Source organism: Janthinobacterium sp. HH104, assembly GCF_001758715.1.
Classification (GTDB): Bacteria; Pseudomonadota; Gammaproteobacteria; order Burkholderiales; family Burkholderiaceae_D; genus Janthinobacterium; species Janthinobacterium aestuarii.
The window spans coordinates 241,192-265,802 of the sequence record NZ_LRIB01000023.1; the positions used below are offsets into that span (position 1 = coordinate 241,192).

The window sequence follows — 24,611 nt, forward strand, 5'->3', positions numbered from 1 at the left end:
TCAATCCTCCTGCGCTGGGAACTGCGGTTTCAGGGCGGCCAGGCTGTCCGTGTTGTTCAGCACTTCCGTCAGCAAGTCTTCCAGCTTGTCGTTGCCGGCCAGCTTGTTGCGCAGGTCGGCCAGCTTGGTGCGCGCTTCGAGCAGCTTGCGCAAGGGGTCGACCTGGCGCACCACCGATTCAGGGCGAAAGTCATCCATCGAGCGGAAATGCAGGTCGACGGCGAACGTGCCGCCCGCGTCGCTGAGGCGGTTCGGCACGGCGAAACGGGCCACCGGCTCCACGCCGGCCAGCACTTCATCGAAGTTGTCGCGGTCGATGGAAACGAACTTGCGATCCTTCAGGCGTTTTTTCTCGCTGTCCGGATTGCCGCCAAAGTCGCCCAGCACGCCGACCACGAAGGGCAGCTCCTTGTTTTCAATCGCGTCGCCAATCTCGACGTCGTAGGTCATTTGCACGCGCGGCGCGCGGATCTTCTGCAGGCGTTTTTGCACGCTATCGGACTTGGGCATGTCGCTTCCTTTGCAAGGGGATGGTGGGGATGCTCGCTTATTTCAGGCCGCTGAACGGGTCGGCCGTGCTGCCTGGCGCCGCCGCGCCCTTCGCCGCCCACGAGCCGGAGCCGGATGTGGCTGCGCGCTTGCCGGCCGCTGGCGGGCGCTTGGCCGGCGGCACCAGCACGTCTTCGCCGATGCTCGCGCGCAGCAGCTTGGCCAGGTCCTGCGCTTCCGAACGCAGCGAGCCATTCAGATTGTTTTGCCGCGACAGGTCGGCCAGTGCCTTGCCGGACAGGCGCAAGCCGCTGACGGCGACAATGCTGTTGGCCACCTTGTCGTCCGGGTCGCGCTCCAGCGCTTCGAGCGCATGGCCAATGGCATCGCCGTACTGGCCGCGGTCGAACTTCATCTGCGCCATTTGCAGCCACGGCGCCTTGTCAGCCGGGTAGCTGGCCCCGCCGCGCTGAAGCAGGGTCATGGCGCGTTCGTACTGGCCGGCGCGCGCAGCCGCATCGGCGTCGCTCATCACTTGCGCCAGGGTCGGCGCGGCAGGTTTTTGGGGCGCCGGCTGGTCTGGCGTGGCACAGGCCGCCAGCAGCAAGGCGCTGGCGAGGCAGGCAATACGGGGCAACATCGTGGCTGGCTTCATCGGGCATTCCTTCACGTGGAGGACGCTACCGCTGGGAACGATGGGCGGCGCCTTGGTGGAGACTATTATTGATCGGCAATTTTTTGCCAAATTGAGATTAATCAGCAAAGAAGAAGTTCCACATCACAGCCGCGTACAGCGCCATGAATCCTGATCTGGCGCAGTAATTGTCTTGATCGCAGGCCGATCTTGCGCCAACGCAAGCAGGCCGCCAGTGCATGCGTTTAAATGACTGCAACACTTTTATTTCCACCCTTCAATTTACAAAGGTCGCCCATGCCACCTGACGCCCTGGTCCGCCCAGCCCGCGCCACCGCGCTACTGCTGATGGCCTTGCTGCTGGCCGGCTGTGCGGGCGGCGCCATCGGTACACTGGCCAACGCGGCGCTGCAAATGGCCGGCGTGGCCAAGCCGCCGCCGGAACTGCCCGACGCGCAAAAGCCGCCGCGCAATGTCAGCATCCGCCTGCATGCGGCGCAGCGCCTGAACACGGATGCGGACGGCCGGCCGCTGGCGCTGGTGGCGCGCATCTACAAGCTGCGCCAGAGCGCCGCCTTCGAACAGGCGCCGTACGACAGCTTCCTCGACACGCAGCGCGAAAAGGCCGCGCTGGGCGCCGACCTGATGGAAGTCAAGGAGGTGCTGCTGGTGCCGGGCCAGCGCTACGAAGTACAGGAAAAAGTCAGCAAGGAAGCGTATTTCATCGGCGTCGTGGCCCTGTTCCGCGCGCCGGCCGCGCAGCGCTGGCGCGCCACCTTTGCCGCCGCCGATGCGGAACGCGGCGGCATCACCGTCGGCCTGCACGCCTGCGCGCTCAGCATCAGCGGGGTGGCCGCGCTGTCGGCCCCGCGCTGCCAGTAACACGAACAGACACGCCACATATTCAAGGAGAACCGAGATGGGCATGGCAGCGAAAGTCTTGTGGGGAGAAGGCCTGTTCCTGCGGCCGCAGCATTTCCAGCGCCAGGATCAATATCACGAAGCGCGCCTGCATCACACGGCCAGCGCGCTGCATCCCTACCTGTGGGGCGTGGCGCACATGGCGTGGGACCTGGCGGCGCTGAAGACGGGCAGCCTGCGCCTGCAAGCGCTGTCGGCGATCTTCCGCGACGGCGAAGTGTTCGAATCGCTGGGCGACGGTGCGCCGGGCAGCGATACCCTGCCCCCGCCCGTGGACCTGGAAGCGCTGCCGCAGGCCGTGCAGGAAGTGACGTATTACGCGGCGCTGCCCATCCTCAACCGCGAAGGCATGAATTACACGGTGCAGGCAGCAACGGCAGGCACGCCGTCCAGCACCCGCTTTGCGCACGCCATGCGCGCCACGCCCGACCTGTTTACGGAGTCCGCCGTGGCCGACGTGGCCTACCTGAAGAAAACCGTGCGCCTGATTCCCGACAGCGAAGCGCGCGGCTCCTACGACTGCCTGCCGCTGATCGCCCTGCGGCGCACGGTGTCGGGCGGCTTCGAACCCGTGCCCTCGTTCATGGCGCCCAGCCTGGCGATCGCCGGCGCGCCGCGCCTGCAGGGCGTGCTGGAACACCTGCTCGACGCCTTGCAGGCGAAAGTGAGCGCGCTGCACGGCCACCACCGCGAACCGAGCCGCAACGTGATCGAGTTCCGCTCGGGCGACGTGTCCTCGTTCTGGCTGCTGCACACGGTCAGCACGGCCGCCGCCGCCCTGATGCACTATGTGCGCCATCCGGCCCTGCATCCGGAGCGCCTGTACGAGGTGCTGCTGGGCCTGGCGGGCGGCCTGCTCAGCTACTCCAAGCATTACACCCTGGCCAGCCTGCCCGCCTACGACCACGCGCAGCCGGGCACCTGTTTCGACGCCATCGACGCGATCATCCGCGAACTGCTCGACACCGTCATCTCGTCGAAGTATTTTTCCATCGCCCTGCTCGAGGACAAGCCGTCCTACTACCTGGGCAAGCTCGATTCGGGCAAGATCGACCAGCACACCACCTTGTACCTGGCGATTCGCGCCGCCATGCCCGCCATCGAACTGGTGGACGTGGTGCCGCTGCGCGTGAAAGTGGGCGCGCCCGACGACGTGGAAAAATGCGTGCTCACAGCCATGCCCGGCCTGAAGCTGTCGCATGCGCCGCAAGTGCCGGCCGCCATTCCCGTGCGCCCCGACACCTATTATTTTGCGATTGAAAACCGCGGCGTCCTGTATGAGCAGATGCTCAAGGCGCAGTCGATTTCCGTCTACGTGCCGGCCGGCATACGCGACCTGCAGCTGGAACTGATCGCGGTGACGGCATGAGCCAGCTCATCGAACGGCGCGCGGCGCCCTCCCTGCTGGGACAACGCGGTTCCGCCCCCGGCGGCACGGCCAGCCGGCATGCCGGCAGCGCCCTGCTGGACCTGATGCACGAAGGCTTTTATATGCTGTTCATGCTGAAGCACGGCTCGGCGCCTGGCGACGAGCAAAGCTTCATGGACCGCATCACGGCCTTCCTCGACGACTTCGAGCGCGAAGCGAAAAAAATCCGCGCCGATGGCGACGATATCGAGGCGGCCAAGTATGCGTTCTGCGCGGCCGTCGATGAAATCATCCTGGCCTCGCCTTTCGCCCTGCGCAAACAGTGGGAGCGGCGCCCGCTGCAGCTGCTGATCTTTGGCGACCAGCTGGCCGGCGAACACTTCTTCGACCGCCTCGACGCCCTGCGCGGCAAGGGCGCCATGCGCGTGCAGGCGCTGCAGGTCTTCCACATGTGTTTATTGCTGGGATTCCAGGGTAAATATGCGATCGACGGCGGCGAAAAACTCAGCTACCTGACAGCGCGCCTGGGCGACGAGATCGCCCACATCAAGGGCAAGAGCCGTGGCTTCGCGCCGCGCGCGGAACGCCCCGACCAGGTGGTCAACAAGCGTGGCAGCGACGTGCCGCTGTGGGCGCTGTCGAGCTTTTTCGCCCTGCTGGCCATCTGCGCCTACCTGGGCCTGAAAACGCATCTGACGCGCGGCACGCAAACGAGCCTGGCCGCGTATGCGGATCTGGTCAAGCTGGCGCCACGCCCGGCACACCTGACCATCACCCTGCCCTGAACACCTCACAAAACCTACTGCGCGTCGGTATGGGCGGCCTGCGATGCTCACCGTGCTCTAGCACGGTTGCGCTTCTCGACCGCCTCTCCCTTCCGCTCGCTACGGTTTTGTGAGGTGTCAACCCAATCTACTGCGCAATCCTGAACTCGATGCGCCGGTTTCTCGCCCGGCCATCGGCCGTGGCGTTGCTGGCCACGGGGCGGTCCGGCCCCTGGCCCGACACCAGCACCGAATCGGCCGCGACGCCCTTGCTGGCCAGGTAGGCGCGCACGGCTTCGGCGCGCGCCTGGCTCAGGGCCACGTTACTGGCGCGCAGGCCCGTGTCGTCCGTGTGGCCGATCACCTCGACCTTGCGTCCGCGCAGCTTGAGCATGACGGCCGCCATCTCGTCGAGGATGGCCAGGCCTGCCGGCGTGATGGTGGCCTTGCCGCTGTCGAATTCGATGATGCGTTTATCGAGCGCCGCATCGAGCAAGCCCTGCTCGGCCTCGGCCGCCTTGACCCGCAAGCCGTTGTTGACGACGTAGGTGGGATTGAGGCTGGTGGCGATGTCACTGGCGATCTGCTGGCGCTGCGCCTCGTTCGCCACTTCGCCGCGCACGCTGACGTTGTTGCCGTCGACGGTGATCTGCCCCCGTGAAATGAGCTTCAGGTTCGGCGCGATCAGCTTGTGCACGTAGGCGTTCCAGTTGGCCGGCACGGCCACGTTACCGATGGCGATCTGGTCGACCACGCGCTCGGCGCCGTACAGTTCGCGCAGGCGGGCCAGCACGGCCGCCTTGGCCGCCTCGTCGGCCAGGGTACCCGTGACGAGGATCTGGCCCGGCATCGGCGTCTGGGGTACTTGCGCTTGCGCTTGCGCGCGGCAGGGAACGGCCGCGGCAAGCAGCAGGAAAATGGCATACGATTTCATCGCGGTCCTTCAGGCAAAGGTGTCGGCAAACATGGCGCAGGCCGAGCGCAGCGACAGCTGCTCCTGCTGCAGGCAGACGGAAAACTGGCGCAGCGCAGCGTCGTGTCCCAGCTGCTCCTCGACCCAGTCCAGCTGGTCGAACACGATCAGCCGTTCGCTGCCGGCCTGCGGGTCGATCAGCGCGCGCAAGCCATCCGGGTCGGCGCCGCAAAAGCCGATCACCAGCACGGGCGCCTCGTCGAGGTGGGAAAAGAACAGCGCCAGTTCGAAATCGGCCTGGCGCAGGAAGGGTGCAATCAAATGCAGCCAGAAGCTGGCTACCAGTTCGCGCTGCTGCGCGTCCTGCGGCAGCGGCAGTACCAGGCTTTTCTCCAGGCGCGGCAAGCCGCTCTGGCGTACAGGCCGCAGCAGCAGGCCCAGACCCAGCAGCAATTCGCGCACCGTCACGGGGAACGCGGGCGACGCCAGCATCGCTTGCAGGCCATACACGGTCTGCGCCTGCAGGAAGTCAGCCAGCCGCTCCGCATGGCACGCTGCGGCCGGTTCGACTTCGACCACGTTGCCGGCCAGCGCCAGCAGGGCCGGCCCCGGTTCGGCGCTGGCCACGATGCCTTGCGACAGCTGCTCCACCCGCTGCCACAGGGGCGCCAGCGCCAGCGGGCTGCAAGCGACAAAGGCCTCGGCGTCATCGACTTCGAGGGCGCCCATGGCCATGAAGGGAAAGCGCCGCAGCGACTGGTCGTTGCTCGCTTCCAGGCGTCCGGCGATGGCGCGCCGGCTGCGCGTGCCGACGAAGGCAAAACGCAGCGGCGGCAAAGCGTCGTAATTGAGCTTCCAGCGCGGTCATGACCTGCGCCAGCCAGTCGTCGAGCAGCTGCACCAGCGCGTGATTGTCGCAAGCCTTGATGAAATCGCCGCGCGCGGGGATCTTGCCAAAATAGCCGAGGCGCACCTGCTGCGCCACGCGCATCATGGCGCCACCCCGGTCGCCGCAACTGCGGCCATGACCGGCGCGGGAACGCCCGGCATGCCGACGATGGTCTCGGGCAGCTGCATGCCGCGAAAGCCCTGCTCCTGCACCGCGGTGGCAGATCCGGCGCCTGTCGTCTCGGCGCTGCTGGTGATTTTCAGGTCGACCGCCACGGCCACCTCGCCGCGCGTCCAGCGCAGTTCGAACACGCCGCCATCCTTGCGCTTCTTGGCCGCCGCGTCGATCATGCGCTTCAAGCCGAATTGCCCCGGTTCGTTGAACAGTTCCACCGTGCGCCCGTCGAACGTGACGGCCGTGATGCGCGCGCCTTGCTGGCCCGCCGCGCCCTGCGGACCCGGATGCACCATATTCGTCCACTGCGCCGGGGTATTGCGGTAGCGCAGCTGCTGGCCGTCAATCTCCACCGTGTATTCCAGGGTGCCGGACGCGGGCGACGGCTGGATCTGGAACACGGTTTGCGCCGCCGTCGAGGTGGCCGCCACGCCGCCAGCGCCCAGCGGCGCGATCCAGCCGGGGAAGCGCGCCACCACCTGCGGCGCCAGGCTGATGCCCATGTCGGCCCAGGTGCGCGGCGCCAGCACGTCGCCGCGCCGCACCACCAAGGGGCCCATGGATGTGGTGACGAATTTCGCCACCAGGCCTTCGGGGCCGAAGAACTGGCCGATCTCCAGGTTGCTCGCCTCGATGCGCGCCGTAGGCGCAAACGGATATTTATTGGCCAGCGATTTCTGGAATGGTTCATACACCTGCGCCGCCCAGGTCTTGTTGATATCGAGTTCGGCCGGCGCGACGATGACGGCAAAGGTCTGCATCAGCGGGCGCACGAGGATGGGGCGTATCGCCTGCTTCTGCGCGTCGCTCATCCCCGTGAGCACCTGCTCGTCGACCAGTTTGAGGGCGTCGGCCAGTTCGGAGCCGCTGCCCTCCAGCGTCTGCTGCATGAACTGGCGTGCGCCCGGCCCCGCGTCGCCCTGGTTCTTCAGCTGGTTCAGGCGGCTGCGCAGTTTCGACAGCGCTTCCAGGTAGGCGCGCATCAGCGAGGCATTGTTGTCCCTGGCCGCCACCAGCTTGCCCACGCCGGCAAATTCGCGCCCCACGGGACCCATCGGTTTATCCAGGCGGGCCGGGTCGAGCTGCGCATTGAGGCCGGGATTGGCCGTCAGCTGCGACGGCGCGCGGCGCAGCACGGTTTCCTTGAACCAGGCGATGATGCCCCGCTCGGCCTTGCGCAGTTGCGCATTTTGCAGCGCCGGATTGTCCCACGAGGTTTCCTCATAAATGGTCGTCAGCAGCTTGGCGATCGGCGACGACTGCGGATCGCCCAGGCGGTTCATCGCCTGCACGGCGCCGTCAAAACCTTTCAGGTCGGCGACGGCCACGCCCTGCACGAATTTCTGCCACTCGCGCGCGTAATCGGCCTTGTACATGGCCACCAGATTTTTCTCGATCTGCTCCGGACTGCCTTCCAGGGTCAGGTCGTCGGTGGAGGCACTTTTCAGCACCCAGTCGGCGCTTTGCAGTTCGCGGTTGGCGGCGTCGCGAAACGCGCCCTCGACGAACTTTTCCCAGGCCTGGCGCGTAAAGGCGCCGGAGACGGTATAGCTGCCCGCCAGCAGGGTCTGATCCTGCTCGCCGACGATGCGCGCCACCGTCATGCCGGGAAAACGCGTCGAGGCGCGCGCCTTGACGTCGGCATACACGCGCTCGCGCGCCGGCATGCCGCGCACCACGCGGCGCAGGTTTTCGCGGGCCTGGTCGACCAGCGCCAACTTCTGTTCGATGCGCGGCCAGGACGGGTCGCCGATCTGCGCCAGGTAGAACGTCAGCAGCCGTTCGGCGCTGCGTATCATCTGCTCGCGCGGCATGGCGCCCCGGTTGCTCTCCAGCCAGCCGCGCCAGAAGCGCGTCAGCTGGTCGTTCAGGTGGCTGCTTTCCGCATGCGTCTTATCGGCCAGCATCAGATAGGTTTTCAGCGCGTTGTAGGCGTCTTCCACATTCGTCGCGCTGGCCGCCTGGTACTGCACGCTGCGCGGTGCGGAAGACACTGCGGGCGCGGCGGCCGGCGTCTGCGGCGTGCGCGCCGTGGGCTGCAGCTGGTCGGCGCTGGCGTTCATCTCGAACAGCAAGGCTTCCAGCGCGCCCGCCACGGGGGCCAGCATGACCTGGCGCGCGCCGGCAAAATACTCCTCGCGCAGCTTGCGTTCAAGTAACTCCCCCTGGTACAGGCCCAGGCGCAAGGACCACGGCCGTTGCGTGCGGTACGCGTCCAGCTGCTCGATGCGGTCCTGCAAGATCTCGAGCGCTTCCAGGCGCGACTGCAAGTCCAGGCGCCGCTCCTGCAACTTGACCACTTTATTTAAATCGGCCTCGACATTGGCCACCAGTTGCCGGTTGCCCAGGTAGGACCAGCTCCAGCCGCCCAGGCAGGCGCCCAGCGACACCGTGGCGGCGAAGAACACGGCATATTTGAAGCGCAGCTTGGCGCGGTTGGCATAGTTGGCCACCAGGTGCTTGTCGGCAAAAATCACCTTGCGGAACAGCTCCAACAGGAAATAGCCATGCTGGCGCGCGCCGGACGGCGCTGCGGCCGGAGCCGGCGCGAAGGCCAGGTCGAAGCGGCGCGCCACCTGCTGCGAGGACGCGCTGACGGGCTCGCCTTCCTGCAGCGCGCTGGTGAAATAAAAGCCGCGGAACACGGGCTGGAACTGGAACGGGTTTTCCTCGAACAGGGTGGCGATGAAGGCACGCAAGGCCGGCTTGATGGCGGCGAACTCGAGCGGGAAGGTGAATACGCCGGGCGCCATCGTCTTGCGTTGCCGGTGCGCCATGTTGGCCAGGCTCAGCTCCGTCAAGCCATCGTGCAATTCATCGAAGCTCTGGTCGAAAAACGCCAGCAAGTCGGCCGTGGGCAGCTTGCGCTGGTAGGGCATGGTGGCGCCCCAGACGCGCTCGCGCTCGCTGCGCTCGGCATCCGCGAAAAACTCCGTGAAGCCGGCGATCAGGTCCGCCTTGGTAAACACGATGTACAGGGGCGCAAACACTTCCAGCCGTTCGATGACGTCCTGCACGCGCTTGCGCAGGCTGCGCGCCAGTTGCATGCCGACATCAGGATCGCCGCCCAGCTCGGCGATGCTGACGGCGATGAGGATGCCGTTGATGGGCGCCTTGCGCCGGTATTTTTTCAGTAGGTCGAGAAAGCCGAACCACTCGCCGCGGTGCTCGTCGACGACGGAGTAGCGCCCCGCCGTGTCGAGCACGATGCCGTCCGTCGTAAAAAACCAGTCGCAATTGCGCGTGCCGCCCACGCCTTGCACGATCTTGCCGTCAGCGAAGGGGAACTGCAGGCCAGAATGCAGGATGGCGCTGCTCTTGCCGGCGGCAGGATTGCCGATGATCATATACCACGGCAATTCGTACAGGGCGGCGGCGCCCGACTTGAGGCCCAGCTTGGATGTCTTGATGGTCTCGATGGCGGCCAGCATGCCCGAGCGCACGGCGCCGAGCTCGCCGTGCTGCGTGCTGCCGGCCGTTGAGGACGAGGCCGCCTGCGCGGCGGCGATCTCGGCCTCGTTGAGGATGGCCTGGCCCAGCGCCTGGGCATCGCGCCGCGCACGGCGCCGGCGCCACAGCCACAAGCCCAGCCAGGTGGCAAAAGCCAGCAGCAGCAAGATCAGGGCCCAGATCAGCGCCACTTCCAGCACCTCGGCACCCAGGTACAGGAACACGGCCAGCGCCACGAAGCCGAGGATGGTCAGTTGGCGGCTGTCGGTGAGGAAATGCCAGAGTCGTCGCAGCATGATAAGCCCAAGGTGAGGTCGCAAAGCAAGGCGGATTCGGCCCATGCTGACAGCAATGGGGCGCGGCTTTGTTGACATACGACAAGTATCTGGCGCCAGCGCGCGGCAGGCACTGGCAGGCCATTGACGCTGCGCAATCAAGCTTGCAGCGGTGAAATTCGGGGCCGTATGCGGCGCTAGAATGGCTGGCGCGGCTTACTTGCCCAGCACGCGCGGTTGCGGCAATTCCGTGTGGCCAAAATCCATCATGGCCCAGCGTCCGCCCCAGCGCAGGCCCACCGATTCGGCCGTCACGCCATATAAACGGTAGCCGCGCATGGCCCAGGCATTTTTTTCAGAAATGATGAGCTTTCCTTCATGCATGAATGCGCAATCGGCCGCCAGGCCATACTGGTGATAGCTTTGAAACGCCTTCGCGTTCGTCACGTTCGGGCCGGCCGCCGCCAATTGATCCTGGCGCGCGGGGCTGCGATAGCCTTCCAGCAAGACCATGTCATAGCCATGCACGTCCTTCATGATCTTGAAGACCAGCAGCAGACGCTGCGCGAAATCGTGGTCGAGCAATTGCCAGTTGCGGCTGGCGCCGCCCAGCAGCGGGCGCAGCTGCGTTACTTCCGCCGTGGAAAACAGCAGCGGCGGCAAGGTCGGTGGCGGCACCAGCTGCTCGCCCTTCAGCAAGTCGCTGACCTGGTCATTGATGACGTGTTGCTGGTCGGCATAACCGCGCAGGGCGATGCGGTCGCTGGACAGCCAGGCCAGCAGCGGCGGCACGACGACCAGCACGCTGCCTGCCAGGCTCAGCCAGCGATGCCGCCACAGCAGTTGCCAGACGCGCGCCATGCCCGAGCCCGTGTGTTGCTGCACGCGCTGCCACTGCGCGCCGCCGCCCCGCTGCAACCCCTGTGCACGCCGCTGCATGCGCCAGCCCAGGTTGACGAGCGTGTGCAGCACGATGGCGCGGCCGCCGGGGAACAGCAGCAGCCAGCAGGCAAAACAGGCGAGCAGAAAATACATCAGGACCAGGGCGACGAACATGGGGTGCTCCGTGACGGGAATCGGCGGGGCCGGGCAATCCATTGCTCGGCGGTATCGCTAGATCGTAGGCGTGCGCGGCCCGCATGAGCGCGGTTTACATCAAGGTCAGTCGAATTTGATCCACTGCGGAGGTGATATTTTGTCTTTACTGAAAACCGGGGATGGCCAGGCGCGCGGTCCTGACCTGCTGAGCAAGGCCGGCGCGGCTGGTGCGCGCATCGAAGGCAAGGGCATCCTGTCGCAGCTCGAACACGGCGCCGCCGCGCCCGCCGCCAAGCCGGCCCTACGCTGGCGCCCCGGCTGGCGGCACGGGGCCGCTGGCGCGCTATGCCTGGCGGTGCTGGTCACGGCCGTGCTCGCTTACGACACGGACGTCCCGCCGCTGCCGCCGACACCCGCCATTGCCACGGCAACGCCCGCAATACCGGCGCCAACGGTGCCGCAATACCCGGCGCTCCCGGTGCAGGCCGCCACCATCGTCAATACGGCGGGGCCGCCCTTGCCCGAGGTGGCAGCAGTGAGCGCGCCACGCAAGGTGCTAGCGCCCGTGCGCCAGGCGGCCGCCCGTCCACAAGGCGCGAAGCCGGCTGCCGCGCCCGGCGACAGCGACGTCGCCTTGCTGACGGCGATGGTGGCCCATGCGCACCGGCAAGCAGGCACGGCGGTACCCGCGCGCGACGTGGTGCTGCGCAAACAGGAAGAAGAAACGGCGGAACTGTTGCAGCGCTGTCAGCAGCTGGGCCTGATCGAAGGCATGCTGTGCCGTTCGCGCATCTGCTCGGGCCGCTGGGACAGCGATCCCGCCTGCCATTGAGTGCCCGGCAAACCTCAGGCGCGCTCGGACACTTCGATCAGGTTGCGGTCCGGGTCGCGCAGATACACGGAGCGGATGGGCCAGTTGGCGCCCGTGCGGGCCACCGGACCTTCCTCGATGGCAATACCCAGCGCCGCCAAATGGGCGATGAACACGTCAAGCGGGACGGCGGCGATGAAGCACAGGTCCAGCGCGCCGGGCGTGGGCAAATCCGCCTTGGGCAGGAATTCCTTGCCGGCCTCATGCAGATTGATTTTTTGCGCGCCAAACTTGAAGGCATGGCGGCCGGCGCCAAACGTTTCCAGCCGCATGCCCAGCACGCGCGTATAGAAATCGATGCAGGCCGCCTTGTCGCGGGTGGTCAATACCAGGTGATCGAGGTGGTCTATCATGCGTGTCTCGGGTGAGTGGCCGCGTCCATGCGGCCCTGCAAAAAACCTTCCATCAGCGCCAGCAATGCCTGCGGCTGCTCCTGGTGCGGCGTATGGCCGCACTGCTCGACCATGGCGGGCATGGCGTTGAGCGCCTGCGCCACGATGGTGTCGACCTGGGCCGCGCTGCCGTACTGGTCTTCGCTGCCCTGCACCACCAGCGCCGGGCATTCGACGGAGGGCAGCAGATACTCGATGTTCCAGAACTGGAAGCCATAGCTGAGCCAGGTATCCGACCAGGCCTTGAAAATCGTTTCCGTCTTGTCGCCATGGTATTTCGCCAGCGCGCGCAACTTGCCCGCGCCGAATGCCGCGTCCGCCTCGCGTATGCCATCGAGCGTGATGCCTTCGACAAACACGTGCGCCGCCTCGGTGATGATGCCGCGCAAGCGCGGCGGCTGCTGCGCCGCATAGATCAGGGCGATGCTGCCACCATCGGAATGGCCGACGAGAAAATGGTCCTGCCCCGGCAGCAGTGCCGCCAGCACTTGCGGCAGCTCGCACAGCGCGTAGTCATGCAGATAATGGAGCTGGCGGCGCGCCGCCAGCGGCGACGACTGCCCATAGCCGTGGCGGTCGTACAGCAAGCCGCGGCATCCCGTCGCCTGGCATAGCTGCGCGGGAAAATCTTTCCACATCGCACAGCAGCCGAGCCCCTCATGCAGGAATACCAGGCAGGGCTTGGCGGGGTCGCCTTCGATCAGTTCGTAATAGATATCGGTTTCGGCACTCAGGTTCAATATCGGCATGGGCTAGGCTCGCAACGGGTTCCGTATCGGCAGGTCGGCTGGGCCTATTGTGCCATTGTCCTGCACGGCACGCGTGGCGCCCCCGTAAAAATAGCCTGCTGGAAAAGTTCTTGCCGCTTGCCTGCAAGGTGTTTGCGCCAGCACAAGCGAGCGCCGCTTTTCCAGCGGCCCAGCGCGCTTTCTACCCCTGTGTATGCCTAGAATGAATTACTCCAACAGCATGGAGCAGGCGGCTACCTTATCAGCCCGGACGTGACACTGGCCGTCACGGCAACACAGATAGGGCGTCTTGCCGCACAACGACAGGCGCGGTGTCCAAACTATCGATGAGGAGTACATCATGGAAATGAAAGTAGAAAATCACACGGGCAGCAACCTGGCCCCGGAAACCACCGACCTGCCGCTGGAGCAGGACGGCCAGGCCTCGCAAGACGCGGCCGCACAGGACCTGAACCTGAGCGCCGCCGCCTTCACCACCTACTACACGTGGACGGCCAATGGCGTGCATCCTTCGGTCAACTTCGCCAACGCCAACGTGAAGGCCAATTCGCGCGTATTGCTCAACATCAGCGAATATGGCGCCACTCCCCAGAACCGCTTCATCGGCTCAGCCCGTATGGCCGTGTACAACATCGCGCCATATAACGGCGGCTTCCGTGCCTGGGTGGATATCTCGTGGGGCAGCCCGCTCAAGGTGCGTTTCGACGTGTTTGTGGATCCCTGATCAGGGAACACCGCGCGTGCCGTTGATGCGCTGAAGCGGTGGCTAGCGTGAACGGAAAACCATGCGCGCATGACAAAAAAGGCCACGTGTTGCCACGTGGCCTTTTGCTGCTGCTTGTTCTGGCTCCCCGACCTGGACTCGAACCAGGGACCTGCGGATTAACAGTCCGTCGCTCTACCAACTGAGCTATCAGGGAAAGGAGGCCGAATTATATACGTCAAAATTTCCCATGTCCAGTTGTTGCTGCATGGTCAGCAAAACTGGCCGCCAGGGAGCAAGCCTCGCCGGCTGGCTGCGCCCGTCTGCGCGGCGCCACGCAAGATAGTAGAATAGCCAGGCCTTGCCAACACGCAAGGCGCACAACGGCATGCCGGCAGCGGAGCGTCGACCACGCGGCCGCGCAGACATGCGCTTGCAAGGCGCACCTTGCCCCTGGCTTACTGCTCTCACCCGACATGACAGAATCAAGCGCAACACTGGTGGACAATCCCGGCAGCGGCGACAGCTCGGCGGACATTGCCGCGCATATGGCCGCCGCCATCGTGGCACGCCAATTGCCGCCCGGCACGCGGCTGCGCGAAGAAGCGCTGTGCCGACTGTATGGCGTCAGCCGCACCAAGATCCGCGCTGCCCTGCTCATCCTCTCCAAAGACAAACTCATACGCATGGTGCCCGACAAGGGCGCCTTCGTCAGCCAGCCGACCGAAGCGGAGGCGCGCGACATCTTTGCCGCGCGGCGCATCATCGAAGCGGCCCTGGCGCGCGAATTCGTCGCGCGGGCCAAGCCTGCCGACTACAGGATGTTGGAGCGGCACCTGAAAGCGGAACGCCAGGCGCTGGCGCAAGCGACGCCGCTGCGCTCGCAACTGCTGGGTGACTTCCACGTCTTGCTGGCCGATATCGCCGGCAACGCCGTGCTGCGCGACATCGTGCGCGAACTGGTGGGCCGCAGTTCGCTCATCACCATGCTGTACCAGTCGGGCCATGATGCCGCCTGCTCGTGCGACGAGCACGGCCGCTTTCTTGAGGCGGCGCGCAGCGGCGACGCGGACCTGGCGGCGCGCCTGATGGTCGAGCATTTGGCGCACGTGGAAGCGGCCCTGCGCTTCGACGGCAGCGCCGGCGAGGCCAAAAAAGACCTGGTGGCGGCGCTGCTGATGTAGGCTGCGCCATCAAAAAAGGCCGCCGGTGCGGATGCACGGGCGGCCTTGTCATTGCGGCGGCAAACCCGCTATTCGCCCACGCTATTCGCCCAAGTAGATAAACTTGAACAGGAAGATGGCGGCGATGATGTAGGCCACCACGGACACTTGCTTGCCCTTGCCCGTCAGCAGTTTCAATACGGCATAGGTGATGAAGCCGAAGGCGACGCCGCTGGCCACGGAATACGTAAATGGCATCATCAGCGCCGTGATGGCGGCCGGGATGCTTTCCGTGCTGTCATCCCAGTCGATGAAAGTCAGTTCGCGCAGCATCAAACAAGCCACGTACAGCAGCGCGGGCGCCGTCGCGTACGGCGGCACCGTGTGCGCCAGCGGGGCAAAGAACAGGCTGCCCAGGAACAGCAGCGCAACGGCCACGGCCGTCAAGCCCGTGCGTCCGCCCGCTTGCACGCCGGCCGCGCTTTCCACGAAGGCCGTCGTGCTCGACGTGCCCAGGCAGGCACCGGCCGCAATGGCCGTGCTGTCGGCCAGCAAGGCCTTATTCATGCGTTCCATCTTGCCATCTTTCAGCAGACCGGCACGGTTGGCCACGCCCATCAGGGTACCCGTCGCATCAAACAGTTCGACCAGGAAAAACACCAGCACCACGTTGACGATGCCGATCGACAGCGCGCCCATGATGTCGAGCTTGAACAAGGTCGGCTCGATGGCCGGTGGCGCCGAGACGATGCCGTTGAACTGGTTGCCGCCAAAGAAGAAACTGGCAATCGTGATGGCGAGGATGCCGATCAGGATGGCGCCCGGCACTTTCAGGCGGTCCAGCGCGACGATGATGAAGAAACCGAGGATGGCCAGGATGGGCGCCGCCTGGTGCAAGTCGCCCAGCGCGATGATGGTGGCCGGGTTCGACACCACCACGCCCGCGCTTTTCAGGGAAATGATGGCCAGGAACAGGCCGATACCCACGGTGATCGCCGTGCGCAGCGCGGGCGGGATGCTGTTGATGATCATCTCGCGCACCTTGAACAGGCTCACCAGGATGAAGAGGCAGCCGGAAATGAAGACGGCGCCCAGCGCCACTTCCCAGCTCATGCCCATGCCCTTGACCACCGTGTACGAGAAATATGCGTTCAAGCCCATGCCCGGCGCCAGCGCGATCGGGTAGTTCGCGTACAGGCCCATGATCAGGGTGCCGATGGCGGCCGCCAGGCAGGTGGCGACAAAGACGGAGTCCTTCGGCATGCCCGCGTCGCCGAGGATGGACGGGTTGACGAAGATGATGTAGGCCATCGTCAGGAACGTGGTCAGGCCGGCCAGCAGCTCCGTGCGCACATTGGTCCCGTTGTCCTTCAGTTTGAAATAGCGTTCCAGGAACTGCATGATTAACCCCTTGTTTTGGTGAAACCGCGCGCCAGGTCTTGGCCAAGACGCATCTTTTTTTTCTTGCAATAACTAGTTACTTGGTCGCTGTGCCAGCCGGTTTGAAGGCCCACCAGCGGCTGCCCGCGAAATTCCAGACCAGCCCGATGCCCGTCGCCAGCACCTGCGCCAGCCAGTAATACCAGCCCAGCTGGTGTACCAGCAGCCACATCAGGCTCGTATTGATGCACCAGCCGATGCCCAGCAAGGTGAAATATTTGCTGGCCGCCTCGCCATGACCCTTGTCGCTCTTGAACGTGAAAAAGTAATTGAGAAGGTAGTTGACGACGGAACCGAGAATGTAGCCGATGCCGGACGCGGCGGCGGCGCTGATGCCGGCCCATTCCACGCCGCCCCACAGCACGCTGTATTGCACGGCCGTGCCGGAAGCGCCGACGGCGGCGAAGCGTAGAAATTGGTGATGCAGGGAATGGGACATTGTCAATTTTCAAATAAGGCGAACACTCTCGCCAGGATCGGGCCAGAATAAAAAATGGCTACGATTGCTCGTAACCATTTTTCAGCCTGCATTTTACTGCAAGTTGCGCCCAACGTTCATATTCGCCGCCGTTTCGACACTTATTACTTGCGTTGGCGGCGCCGGCGCAGCCACACGAAGAGCGCGATCAGCAGCAGGATGCCCACGATGCCGCCCGGCAGCATGAACGGTTGCGCCCGCGCCAGCACGGGTTTCTCGCCGCCGCTGCGCGCCTGCGCCACGTAGGCCGGCGTGACGGACACGTCCGGGTTGCCATACTGCTTCAGCACGTAATTGGCGATCGACGCGATCTGCTCGTCCGTCAACGGCTGTACGTACGAGCGCTGGTCGAAACGGGGCATGAACGCTTCGTGCTCTTCCCCTTCAATCTTGCGCTCGACGCCAAACAAGATGGCCGACACCAGGTTGGCCGGCGTGTTGCCGCCCGTCGCCGTGTTGTTGAACAGGGCCGGATACGCCTGGCCCGTACTACCCGCGCCGCTGGCCGAGTGGCAGCTGGCGCAGTAGCCGGAAAACAGCACGGCGCCGCTGTTGAGCGAATGGTGCTCGGTGGAACTGGCCATGCCGCGCAGCAGCGGTTCTTCGCTGGCGGCGCTGCCATGGCTGAAGGCAGCCTTGGTCTGGCCCGGCGCGCGCACGGGCGGCACCGTGCGCAGCCACGCGACGATGGCGGCCACGTCGTCGTCACGCAAAAATTGCAGGCTGTTCTGGATGGCTTCGGCCATGCCGCCCGCCGCCTGCCCCTTGCCTTCCACATGGCCCGTCTTCAGGTAGGCCGTGAGTTCCGCATCCGTCCACGCACCGATGCCGCTGACCTTGTCCGACGTGATGTTCGGTGCATGCCAGGAGCCGAGCGAGGCGCCGGCCAGGGTCTGGCTGCCGATTTCCGCCATCAGCGCATTGCGCGGTGTGTGGCAGGCGCTGCAGTGCGCCAGGCCTTCGGCCAGGTAGGCGCCGCGGTTGATCTGCGCGCTCTTCGTTGCGTCCGGCACGAAGCGCTTATTGTCGAGGAACAAGGTATTCCAGCCCAGCATCGACAGGCGCACATTGAACGGGAATGGCAACGCTGTCTGGCGCGCCGGTTCGTCGACGGGCTTGACGGCCTGCATGAAGTAGTAATACAGGTCGCCCACGTCCGCATCCGTCAGCTGCGCATAGCTGGTGTAGGGCATGGCTGGATACAGGTGGCTGCCATCGGCGCGCACGCCTTCGCGCAGGGCGCGCGCAAAGTCCGCTTCCGTGTAGTGGCCGATGCCGCCTTTTTTCGATGGCGTGATATTCGTTGCGTAGATCGTGCCCAGCGGCGAGTCGATGGCGTAGCCACCCGCATACGGCTTGCCGCCCGCTGCCGTATGGCACGCCATGCAATCGGCGGCGATGGCCAGGTAGCGGCCCCGTTCCAGACGTGCATCGGGCTTGGCGGCGGCAGGCACGGCCGGGCGGTCCGGCGTCAGGGTCACGGGCGGCGCCGGCGGCACAGCGTGCGCGGCCAGCGGCAAGCCGGCCGCCAAAGTCAGACTCAGCAATAAACGGCGCATCATGCAGCCTCCCTTGCCAGGGTGCGGGCGATGTCGTCGGCCGCGCGCAAGCCGAGCGCGGCCATGCTGAGGGTGGTGTTGACCACGCTGGCCGACGGCATGGCGCCGCCGCCCGGCAGCCACAGGTTGGCGTGGTCGTGGGCGCGGCAATTGCCGTCGACCACGGAGTCAAGACGATTCGAACCCATGATGACGCCACCCATGATGTGGTTATTCGCGTTCAGGCTGTCGGTGATATGGAATTCCACGGCGCCGAACAGCTTGCCGATATGCTTGAGCTGCGCATGCGCGGCCTTCGCGCCATCGCGCACATAGTCGCCCACGTCATAGTAAATGTCGGGACAGGCCAGGCCCAGCGGGTCCTTGCGCGTCTTGCTCAGGGTCAGGCGGTTGTGCGCTTCGGGCAGCGGCTCCAGGCTGATCGACAAGTCCACGCCAAACGCGGCGCGGCGGCGGATCTCGTCGTCGAGGTCCTTGCCCACCAGGCCCAGCTTCAACGATTGCTGGGTAGCCGGTCCGACCCTCGTGATGTTATTGAGGATCATCTTGTTGGCCGAATACTGCGCACGGAAGGCGCCGTCGCGCGGGCCCACCAGGCAGCTGCTTTGCGCGGGGCCACGGCCCGTCCAGATCGGTTCATTGGCAAGGAAGGTACAGTGGAAACCCGAGTGGTCCATCATGTTGCGGCCCACCTGGTCGGAACTGTTGGCGATGCCGTTCGGATTGTTCTTGTTGGCCGCCAGCAATAGCAAACGCGGCGTTTCGATGCCGTTGCAGGCAATCACGAAAGCCTTGCCCGTCGCCATATGCGACTGTTTTTTCGCGTCATACCAGTGCACGGCGGTGACGCGGTTGTTGTGGTCCGTGTCGATGCGGTAGACGACGGCCTCGGCCAGCACGCCCGCGCCCTTCAGCTCGGCCCGTTCCACGTGGTGGATGCCGTTGTACATGGCGCCGATGGGGCAGATCGGCTGGCAATTGTTGTTGCCGCAGCAGGTGGGACGGCCCTGCCATGGGCGCGTCGAACGGCCTTGCGGAATCGGCACGGAACGGTAGCCGTGCGGGTTGACCACTTCGGCGAAGCGCTTGTCGCCATAGCCCCAGGGCACCATGTCCATCGGGTACGGCGCGCTGCGTTCGCTCGGCGATTGCAGCGCGGGATCGTTGGGGCCGGCCACGCCCATTTCCTGCTCAGCGCGGCAATAGTACGGTTCCAGCTCATCGTAGGAAATGGCCCAGTCGCGCCCTACCCCGTAGTCGCTCTTCATGCGCATGTCGGACGGCAGATGGCGCCAGCACGACGCCGCCCAGTGCCAGGTCGTGCCGCCCACCGTGCGCAGATAGCCCTGCTGGAAACTGCTGCCGTTGGGACCGGACACTTCCACATAGTTATTCTTCGGGAAATACAAGGGCGCGGGCGCGTTTTCCGCCTGCGGATACAGGCCCTGGAAGTCCGAACCGACGCGGTTTTCGAACGGCATGTTGCGCCAGTTTTCCACGGCTTGGCCACGTTCGATGCGCAGGCCCGCTTCCAGCATGATCACGGAATGGCCTTGCGCGGCCAGCTGGTCGGCCATCATGGCGCCGACGACACCCGTGCCGACGATGACGACATCGGCGACGACGTCGCCATTGCTCTTGAATTGGGGTGATTTCATTTTGCTTGCTTGCCTTTCGGTTCAGGGGTGCCGGTGGTGGCCGGCGCGGGCACGGGTTTCGGTTCCACGGGTGCGGAAACGCGCACGGCCGGCGGCGCCTTCAGCCACCACAGGGGGCCGTAATTGCAGTAAGTCGGCACGACCTGGCCATCGGCCACGGTGCGGTACATCAAGGCCTCGGCGTAGGCGACGACAATGGATTTCGTGCCCTGCGCCGCGTTGCCGGCGACGGTACCCGTGTACCAGGCGGCGACGATGGCCAGCGCCAGTTCGCGCAAAGCAGCATCGGCGGCGGTGGCTGCCGACAGCAGGGCTTTCGCTTCCTGGCCCGTGACGAGCAGCGCGCCCAGCTGCGGCAAGCGCTCGGCGAAGCCGGGCACGTTGCTGCGCATGGCTTGCTCGATGCGCGCCGCCGTCGCGGCGGACAGATCGCGGTGGCCCGTGATCGTTTGCGACAGGGTGTAGAACAGCATGGTGGCAGGGGCCAGGCCCGTCGCCGGCGCGCTGGCCGGGGCCTGCATGGCGGCGGACAGGGGATTGCTCCAGAAACCGGCCTGCGCCAGCAAGGCGGCCAGGCCGATCAGGGCGTGGCGGCGGCTGATGCGGGGAAGGGATGAAACGGATGTTGCAGATGGTTCAGTGTCTGGATGGTTCATGAGACTCCCGCAAGACTTGTTGTTTTATTGACTTCGATGATTGCGCCAAATTGCATTTGCGCATAGATGGAACCGGTTCCATATTATCCTACAGAAGTAAATTGTCTGCCAATGTAGTATTACTACTGGGAATTTGGCTCGGGCAATTCCTGTTTTTCACGCAGGCAAAACGCCAGCCCTGGCTGGCCGCCCAGGCGGTAATGGAAGTCGAGCACGCTGCCGCCAGCCAACGAGGGCTTGCCCGGCAAAGGCAGTGGCAGGTTCAGGCTGCACTCATGGTCGCCCAGGACGATGTCGCCATGCACGCGGATGCGCGTCAGCAAACGCGGCGCCTGCTCCAGCACGTCAGGCAGGCGGATGCTGGCGGCGGGCAGCGTGTCGCCCCGCTCCCCCTGCCAGGCGCGCATGGCGTCCGCGTCGAGCGCAAACACGGGGCCCCAGTCCGTGCACGGCTCGCCGGGGCTGCGCCGGTCCAGTCCCAAGTGCACGGTGACGGCCGCCGGCAGCAGCGCCGCCGCAGGCGCTTGCGCGTGCAGGTTGCGCAGGATGGCGACCTGCGGCTCCTTGCCCAGCGCCGTATTCATGGTTTCGCTGACGATCACGTCCGGCATGGCGCCCGCAGGCATTTGATAGGCGGCCGCGTCGGCGCAGATGTATTCGTCGACGTGGCTGTCCAGGCCCAAGGCGGCGATCAGTTCGCGCGCATAGTCCAGGGTTTCCATATGCACGTCGAGGATGGCAAACTGCACCTGGGTCGCACTCAGCACGGCCATCACCGGCAGGGCCAGCAGTGCGAACGGGCCGCAGCCCGCATACAGCACGCGCACGGGACGCCCACCGTTCACGGCCAGCAGCTCGCGCACGGCCTGCGCCAGGCCTTGGATGAAGGCGGCGCTGCGGTACGGCTCGCGCGCGCACAGGCCCGCCTGCACGGGCGAGATGGCCCAGCCGCTGGGGAGAAAACTTTCGCCGTCGCGCAAGCCATCCTGCCGGTCCATGGGCAGGCGCGAATGGCGCTCGACGAGCTGGCGCAGCTGCACCGTTTCGCCGACCAGGCTGGCCAGGGTACGCTGCGGATCGCACAGCGCGGCCGCCATGGCGGCCAGTTCCGCGCGCGCCGAGGTCACGCGCAACTCCACGGGCAACTCCACGGAAAAGGCGGGATAAAGACAGAATGCATGGCAGCTTCCTTGAAATGATTGCAAGTACGCGGAAAAATTGGCAGCATAGCAAATAAATATACGCCTGCGCATTTGCCACCATCGCCCCCATCGCCACCACCTACCGGAGCACCGATGCACGACTTGCCGCTTTCCGCCCCCTACCAGTTGCGCGTCCAGCGCGACGACGACGATGGCTTTGCCGCCGCGCTGTACAGCTCCACGCGCGACGACTTGCGCCAGATGCCGGCCGATCCCGCCGTCATCGAGCAGCTGATCGCCATGCAGCAGCGCATGCAAAGCCACGGCTATCGCCAAGCGTATCCGCACGCCGCATATCTGGTGCTGCAGCATGGCGACACGCCCATCGGGCGCCTGGTCCTGGACCGCCAGGATCAGGTGCTGCACCTGGTCGACATCGCCATCCTGCCCGCCGCGCAAGGCCAGGGCGCAGGCAGCGCCGTGCTGCGCGGCCTGCAGGCGCAAGCGGGCGCGCAGCAATGCCGGATCCACCTTGCCGTCAACAAAAGCAACACCGCCGCGCGCGCGCTGTACCAGCGGCTGGGCTTCCGATTGCACGGGGAAAACGAGGTGCAGAATCAACTGGAATGGAGCGCGCCATAGTGGCGGCGCCGACTCCACCCAGCACCTGGCTGCGGCTGCCGCTGCGCTTTGACGTGGCGCGCATGCAGCGCGACAGCGACCGGTTCGCCACGGACGAGTGGATCCATCATTTCAATACGGGCGCCTACGACACGGGCTGGAGTTGCGTGCCGCTGCGCTCGCCGGGCGGAGCAGCTGGCGACATCATGCCCGTCGACGGCGCAGCCTATGCCGGCACGCCGCAACTGGCGCGCTGTCCCTGCCTGCGCGAGGTCCTCGCCAGCTTCGCCTGCGACATCCGCGCCGCGCGCCTGATGGCTTTGGCGCCGGGCGCCATCATCCGCGCCCACCGCGACGCCGGCACGTCGCTGGCCGATGGATTGATCCGCATCCACATCCCCATCCACACTACGCCGCAGGTCGTGTTCAGCATTGACGGCGAGAACGTGCACTTCACGGCCGGCCGCGCCTGGTACATGGACGCCAGTTGCCTGCACGCCGTGCACAACCAAGGCACGGCGCCGCGCATCCACCTCGTGCTCGACTGTATCACCAATGCCTGGCTCGAAACGCTGTTCGCCTCGGCCGGTTTCGTGCCGAAAGCGGCCCATAAATATGGCGACCCCAGCATCAACGATGGCAATGTGCGGGCCGTCATCGCCCAGCTGCGGCTGTCCCCCTCGCCCGCCAGCCTGGCGCTGGCCGGCGAATTGGCAGCATTAGCCGGCGGCGTTGGGAGCGCGCCATGAGCGCCCGGCATGGCCTGACCCAGCAGGAAGGCTTGCTGGCCAGGGGCAGTATTGTTTCTTGGCATGCGGGCATGGACATGCGCCGCTGGTATCCACTCTTTGCACAGCACGATGCGCAAACGGACGAGGTGTCCCTCTGCTGGCGCGACCTGGGCCGGCAGCCGCTCAGCGAACCATTCTTTATCAACACCCTGGCACGCCAGCCGCATGAGGAGCGCCGCGTCTGCCACACACCGCTGGCGGCGCTCGCCACGCTCGGCGATTGCCTGACGCCCGACGCCTTCATCTTCCACGTCTCGCGCTGTGGTTCGACCCTGCTGACGCAATTGCTGGCGACCTTGCCGCAATGCGTGGTGCTATCTGAGCCAACCGTGATCGACTCGCTGCTGCGTCTGCATCACGATGGCATGGCGGGCAGCGACGGCATCGCCTTGCTGCGCCAGGCTATCCTGGCCCTGGGCCAGCGCCGTACGGGCGAAGAGACACATTTCTTCATCAAGTTCGACTGCTGGCACATCCACAACCTGGACTTGCTGCTGCAAGCGTTTCCCGGCACGCCCTGCCTGTTCGTCTACCGCGAACCGCTGGCCGTGCTTGCCTCGCACCAGCGCCAGCGCGGGCCGCAGATGATCCCCGGCATGCTGCACCCGGCACAGCTGCCGCTGCCCGCGCACCAGCTGGCGCCCGGCGATATCGATGGCTATACGGGCCTCGTGCTGGCCAGCCTGTTCGACGCGGCCCTGCCCCATGCGGCCGCCGGCCAGCTGCAGTTAATTCACTACAAGCAATTGCCAGATATCGTGTTCAGCGATGTATTGACGCGCGTGGGCATCACCCCCACGCCGGCACAGTTGCAAGCGATGCGTGCGCGGGGCGGCGTGCATGCGAAATACGGCACGGCCTACCACGGCGATCCGCCAGTGGCCGCAGCCAACGGCCTGGCCGCCATCGCCGCGCAAGTGCAGCCAGGCTATCTAGCGCTGGAAGCGTTGCGCACGGGGCAATAGTCACAGCGCGGCGGCATTGTCCTCGCGCCACTTGCGCACCATCTCGCTGCTGATTTCCCGTTCATAGCAGATGGGGGCGTAACCGCCCTTCCGGCTCCATGCGCTGCGCCCTCCGCAAGCGCTGCCATTCTTGGCGGCATTGTAGGGACAGGGGCAGCGGCCAGGATAGGCGGAGATCGACTCGGCGATGATCTGCTGTTTGACCTTCGCTTCGGATACCGGCTGGCGCCCTTGGCCGCCGGCAAGGGGCGCGTAGGCCGTGCCGGCGGCAAGCATCAGCAGCAGGGCGCAGAGATTCTTCATAGGAAAGGTTGTTTTCATCGAGAGGCAGCAAACGTACGCTGCAAGTATGGCAGATGCTTTTTGGCAAATCAGCGTGAAATGTCACGAGAACCATGGCCGCAATGCAAAAAGCCCAACCGTGAAGGCTGGGCTTTTCGATACTGCTGATGTTCTGGCTCCCCGACCTGGACTCGAACCAGGGACCTGCGGATTAACAGTCCGTCG

23 protein-coding genes, 1 tRNA gene and 1 pseudogene are annotated in these 24,611 nt (G+C 65.3%); 9 read left to right on the top strand and 16 right to left on the bottom strand.

Annotation, left to right across the window (positions count from 1 at the left end; genetic code table 11):
* Together tssB and JAB6_RS08340 are read right to left on the bottom strand one after the other, a co-directional pair.
* Complete coding sequence (gene tssB, locus JAB6_RS08335; RefSeq protein ID WP_034750131.1) at positions 1-510, bottom strand: type VI secretion system contractile sheath small subunit; 510 nt, start codon at positions 508-510, stop codon at positions 1-3.
* A 37-nt stretch (positions 511-547) separates the two neighbouring features.
* A complete protein-coding gene (locus tag JAB6_RS08340) occupies positions 548-1,144 on the bottom strand; it encodes a tetratricopeptide repeat protein (protein WP_070302254.1) in 597 nt (198 codons plus the stop codon).
* A 276-nt stretch (positions 1,145-1,420) separates the two neighbouring features.
* Between JAB6_RS08340 and tssJ the strand changes: the two genes are divergently transcribed.
* Genes tssJ through icmH form a run of 3 tightly spaced genes read left to right on the top strand, consistent with a single transcriptional unit; the run spans position 1,421 to position 4,198 of the window.
* On the top strand, positions 1,421-2,005 hold the full coding sequence (gene tssJ / locus JAB6_RS08345) for a type VI secretion system lipoprotein TssJ (RefSeq protein WP_051991048.1): 585 nt from the start codon (positions 1,421-1,423) through the stop codon (positions 2,003-2,005).
* A 37-nt stretch (positions 2,006-2,042) separates the two neighbouring features.
* A complete protein-coding gene (gene tssK / locus JAB6_RS08350; RefSeq protein ID WP_034750137.1) occupies positions 2,043-3,413 on the top strand; it encodes a type VI secretion system baseplate subunit TssK in 1,371 nt (456 codons plus the stop codon).
* On the top strand, positions 3,410-4,198 hold the full coding sequence (gene icmH / locus JAB6_RS08355; protein WP_070302256.1) for a type IVB secretion system protein IcmH/DotU: 789 nt from the start codon (positions 3,410-3,412) through the stop codon (positions 4,196-4,198). The genes tssK and icmH overlap by 4 nt, the downstream gene beginning before the upstream one ends.
* A gap of 127 nt (positions 4,199-4,325) precedes the next feature.
* On the opposite strand, the gene JAB6_RS08360 is transcribed toward icmH, so the two are convergent.
* The 4 genes and pseudogenes from JAB6_RS08360 to JAB6_RS08375 form a co-directional block, all read right to left on the bottom strand.
* A complete protein-coding gene (locus JAB6_RS08360; protein ID WP_070302258.1) occupies positions 4,326-5,111 on the bottom strand; it encodes an OmpA family protein in 786 nt (261 codons plus the stop codon).
* Positions 5,112-5,120: 9 nt separating this feature from the next.
* Positions 5,121-6,084 (bottom strand): annotated as a pseudogene (tagF, locus tag JAB6_RS08365) (type VI secretion system-associated protein TagF).
* On the bottom strand, positions 6,081-9,899 hold the full coding sequence (gene tssM, locus JAB6_RS08370) for a type VI secretion system membrane subunit TssM (protein ID WP_139143319.1): 3,819 nt from the start codon (positions 9,897-9,899) through the stop codon (positions 6,081-6,083). Before tssM ends, tagF begins: the two are co-directional and overlap by 4 nt.
* 195 nt (positions 9,900-10,094) lie before the next feature.
* A complete protein-coding gene (locus JAB6_RS08375) occupies positions 10,095-10,934 on the bottom strand; it encodes a M15 family metallopeptidase (protein ID WP_070302260.1) in 840 nt (279 codons plus the stop codon).
* A gap of 139 nt (positions 10,935-11,073) precedes the next feature.
* Here JAB6_RS08375 and JAB6_RS08380 point away from each other — a divergent pair, with 139 nt between their 5' ends.
* Positions 11,074-11,748 carry a hypothetical protein gene (locus JAB6_RS08380; protein WP_083292606.1) on the top strand — a complete coding sequence of 225 codons (675 nt, stop codon included), beginning with the start codon at positions 11,074-11,076 and terminating at the stop codon, positions 11,746-11,748.
* A gap of 14 nt (positions 11,749-11,762) precedes the next feature.
* On the opposite strand, the gene JAB6_RS08385 is transcribed toward JAB6_RS08380, so the two are convergent.
* Both JAB6_RS08385 and JAB6_RS08390 read right to left on the bottom strand, forming a co-directional pair.
* Positions 11,763-12,140 (bottom strand): VOC family protein, encoded by a 378-nt coding sequence (locus tag JAB6_RS08385; RefSeq protein WP_070302261.1) that lies wholly within the window; start codon positions 12,138-12,140, stop codon positions 11,763-11,765.
* Positions 12,137-12,928, bottom strand: a complete 792-nt coding sequence (locus tag JAB6_RS08390; RefSeq protein ID WP_070302263.1) for an alpha/beta fold hydrolase — start codon at positions 12,926-12,928, stop codon at positions 12,137-12,139. Before JAB6_RS08390 ends, JAB6_RS08385 begins: the two co-directional genes overlap by 4 nt.
* A gap of 340 nt (positions 12,929-13,268) precedes the next feature.
* On the opposite strand from JAB6_RS08390, the gene JAB6_RS08395 reads away from it, so the two are divergent.
* On the top strand, positions 13,269-13,652 hold the full coding sequence (locus JAB6_RS08395; RefSeq protein WP_223278793.1) for a hypothetical protein: 384 nt from the start codon (positions 13,269-13,271) through the stop codon (positions 13,650-13,652).
* 120 nt (positions 13,653-13,772) lie between these two features.
* On the opposite strand, the gene JAB6_RS08400 is transcribed toward JAB6_RS08395, so the two are convergent.
* Positions 13,773-13,848: transfer RNA gene (locus JAB6_RS08400), tRNA-Asn, on the bottom strand.
* A gap of 259 nt (positions 13,849-14,107) precedes the next feature.
* Here JAB6_RS08400 and JAB6_RS08405 point away from each other — a divergent pair.
* Positions 14,108-14,815 (top strand): GntR family transcriptional regulator, encoded by a 708-nt coding sequence (locus JAB6_RS08405; RefSeq protein ID WP_070302264.1) that lies wholly within the window; start codon positions 14,108-14,110, stop codon positions 14,813-14,815.
* Between the two features lie 81 nt (positions 14,816-14,896).
* Here the strand turns inward: JAB6_RS08405 and JAB6_RS08410 are convergent, their stop codons facing one another.
* The 6 genes from JAB6_RS08410 to JAB6_RS08435 all read right to left on the bottom strand — a co-directional run bounded on the left by JAB6_RS08410 (position 14,897) and on the right by JAB6_RS08435 (position 21,724).
* Positions 14,897-16,195, bottom strand: coding sequence for an NCS2 family permease (locus JAB6_RS08410; protein ID WP_070302267.1), 1,299 nt, complete (start codon positions 16,193-16,195; stop codon positions 14,897-14,899).
* 76 nt (positions 16,196-16,271) lie between these two features.
* Positions 16,272-16,673 carry a GtrA family protein gene (locus JAB6_RS08415; RefSeq protein WP_070302269.1) on the bottom strand — a complete coding sequence of 134 codons (402 nt, stop codon included), beginning with the start codon at positions 16,671-16,673 and terminating at the stop codon, positions 16,272-16,274.
* 143 nt (positions 16,674-16,816) lie between these two features.
* Positions 16,817-18,274 (bottom strand): cytochrome c, encoded by a 1,458-nt coding sequence (locus tag JAB6_RS08420; protein WP_254671519.1) that lies wholly within the window; start codon positions 18,272-18,274, stop codon positions 16,817-16,819.
* Positions 18,271-19,929, bottom strand: coding sequence for a GMC family oxidoreductase (locus JAB6_RS08425; RefSeq protein WP_070302271.1), 1,659 nt, complete (start codon positions 19,927-19,929; stop codon positions 18,271-18,273). Before JAB6_RS08425 ends, JAB6_RS08420 begins: the two co-directional genes overlap by 4 nt.
* Positions 19,926-20,585 carry a sugar dehydrogenase complex small subunit gene (locus JAB6_RS08430; RefSeq protein ID WP_070302274.1) on the bottom strand — a complete coding sequence of 220 codons (660 nt, stop codon included), beginning with the start codon at positions 20,583-20,585 and terminating at the stop codon, positions 19,926-19,928. The genes JAB6_RS08425 and JAB6_RS08430 overlap by 4 nt, the downstream gene beginning before the upstream one ends.
* Before the next feature lie 122 nt (positions 20,586-20,707).
* Positions 20,708-21,724 (bottom strand): hypothetical protein, encoded by a 1,017-nt coding sequence (locus JAB6_RS08435; RefSeq protein WP_139143320.1) that lies wholly within the window; start codon positions 21,722-21,724, stop codon positions 20,708-20,710.
* 156 nt (positions 21,725-21,880) lie between these two features.
* Between JAB6_RS08435 and JAB6_RS08440 the strand changes: the two genes are divergently transcribed.
* Genes JAB6_RS08440 through JAB6_RS08450 form a run of 3 tightly spaced genes read left to right on the top strand, consistent with a single transcriptional unit; the run spans position 21,881 to position 24,104 of the window.
* Positions 21,881-22,369, top strand: coding sequence for an N-acetyltransferase (locus tag JAB6_RS08440; protein WP_070302278.1), 489 nt, complete (start codon positions 21,881-21,883; stop codon positions 22,367-22,369).
* A complete protein-coding gene (locus JAB6_RS08445; protein WP_070302280.1) occupies positions 22,354-23,097 on the top strand; it encodes an aspartyl/asparaginyl beta-hydroxylase domain-containing protein in 744 nt (247 codons plus the stop codon). Before JAB6_RS08440 ends, JAB6_RS08445 begins: the two co-directional genes overlap by 16 nt.
* Positions 23,094-24,104 (top strand): hypothetical protein, encoded by a 1,011-nt coding sequence (locus tag JAB6_RS08450; protein WP_070302282.1) that lies wholly within the window; start codon positions 23,094-23,096, stop codon positions 24,102-24,104. The genes JAB6_RS08445 and JAB6_RS08450 overlap by 4 nt, the downstream gene beginning before the upstream one ends.
* Here the strand turns inward: JAB6_RS08450 and JAB6_RS08455 are convergent, their stop codons facing one another.
* Complete coding sequence (locus tag JAB6_RS08455) at positions 24,105-24,407, bottom strand: hypothetical protein (protein ID WP_217494613.1); 303 nt, start codon at positions 24,405-24,407, stop codon at positions 24,105-24,107.
* Positions 24,408-24,611 lie beyond the last annotated feature (204 nt).

Coding starts and splice junctions, on each gene's coding strand:
- JAB6_RS08430 (WP_070302274.1), bottom strand. CDS start 20,585: ATGAACCATCCAGACACTGAACCATCTGCAACATCCGTTTCATCCCTT.
- JAB6_RS08375 (WP_070302260.1), bottom strand. CDS start 10,934: ATGTTCGTCGCCCTGGTCCTGATGTATTTTCTGCTCGCCTGTTTTGCC.
- JAB6_RS08405 (WP_070302264.1), top strand. CDS start 14,108: ATGACAGAATCAAGCGCAACACTGGTGGACAATCCCGGCAGCGGCGAC.
- JAB6_RS08440 (WP_070302278.1), top strand. CDS start 21,881: ATGCACGACTTGCCGCTTTCCGCCCCCTACCAGTTGCGCGTCCAGCGC.
- JAB6_RS08390 (WP_070302263.1), bottom strand. CDS start 12,928: ATGCCGATATTGAACCTGAGTGCCGAAACCGATATCTATTACGAACTG.
- JAB6_RS08415 (WP_070302269.1), bottom strand. CDS start 16,673: ATGTCCCATTCCCTGCATCACCAATTTCTACGCTTCGCCGCCGTCGGC.
- tssB (WP_034750131.1), bottom strand. CDS start 510: ATGCCCAAGTCCGATAGCGTGCAAAAACGCCTGCAGAAGATCCGCGCG.
- JAB6_RS08410 (WP_070302267.1), bottom strand. CDS start 16,195: ATGCAGTTCCTGGAACGCTATTTCAAACTGAAGGACAACGGGACCAAT.
- JAB6_RS08360 (WP_070302258.1), bottom strand. CDS start 5,111: ATGAAATCGTATGCCATTTTCCTGCTGCTTGCCGCGGCCGTTCCCTGC.
- JAB6_RS08445 (WP_070302280.1), top strand. CDS start 22,354: ATGGAGCGCGCCATAGTGGCGGCGCCGACTCCACCCAGCACCTGGCTG.
- tssK (WP_034750137.1), top strand. CDS start 2,043: ATGGGCATGGCAGCGAAAGTCTTGTGGGGAGAAGGCCTGTTCCTGCGG.
- JAB6_RS08455 (WP_217494613.1), bottom strand. CDS start 24,407: ATGAAGAATCTCTGCGCCCTGCTGCTGATGCTTGCCGCCGGCACGGCC.
- tssJ (WP_051991048.1), top strand. CDS start 1,421: ATGCCACCTGACGCCCTGGTCCGCCCAGCCCGCGCCACCGCGCTACTG.
- tssM (WP_139143319.1), bottom strand. CDS start 9,899: ATGCTGCGACGACTCTGGCATTTCCTCACCGACAGCCGCCAACTGACC.
- JAB6_RS08425 (WP_070302271.1), bottom strand. CDS start 19,929: ATGAAATCACCCCAATTCAAGAGCAATGGCGACGTCGTCGCCGATGTC.
- icmH (WP_070302256.1), top strand. CDS start 3,410: ATGAGCCAGCTCATCGAACGGCGCGCGGCGCCCTCCCTGCTGGGACAA.
- JAB6_RS08385 (WP_070302261.1), bottom strand. CDS start 12,140: ATGATAGACCACCTCGATCACCTGGTATTGACCACCCGCGACAAGGCG.
- JAB6_RS08450 (WP_070302282.1), top strand. CDS start 23,094: ATGAGCGCCCGGCATGGCCTGACCCAGCAGGAAGGCTTGCTGGCCAGG.
- JAB6_RS08420 (WP_254671519.1), bottom strand. CDS start 18,274: ATGATGCGCCGTTTATTGCTGAGTCTGACTTTGGCGGCCGGCTTGCCG.
- JAB6_RS08395 (WP_223278793.1), top strand. CDS start 13,269: ATGGAAATGAAAGTAGAAAATCACACGGGCAGCAACCTGGCCCCGGAA.
- JAB6_RS08340 (WP_070302254.1), bottom strand. CDS start 1,144: ATGAAGCCAGCCACGATGTTGCCCCGTATTGCCTGCCTCGCCAGCGCC.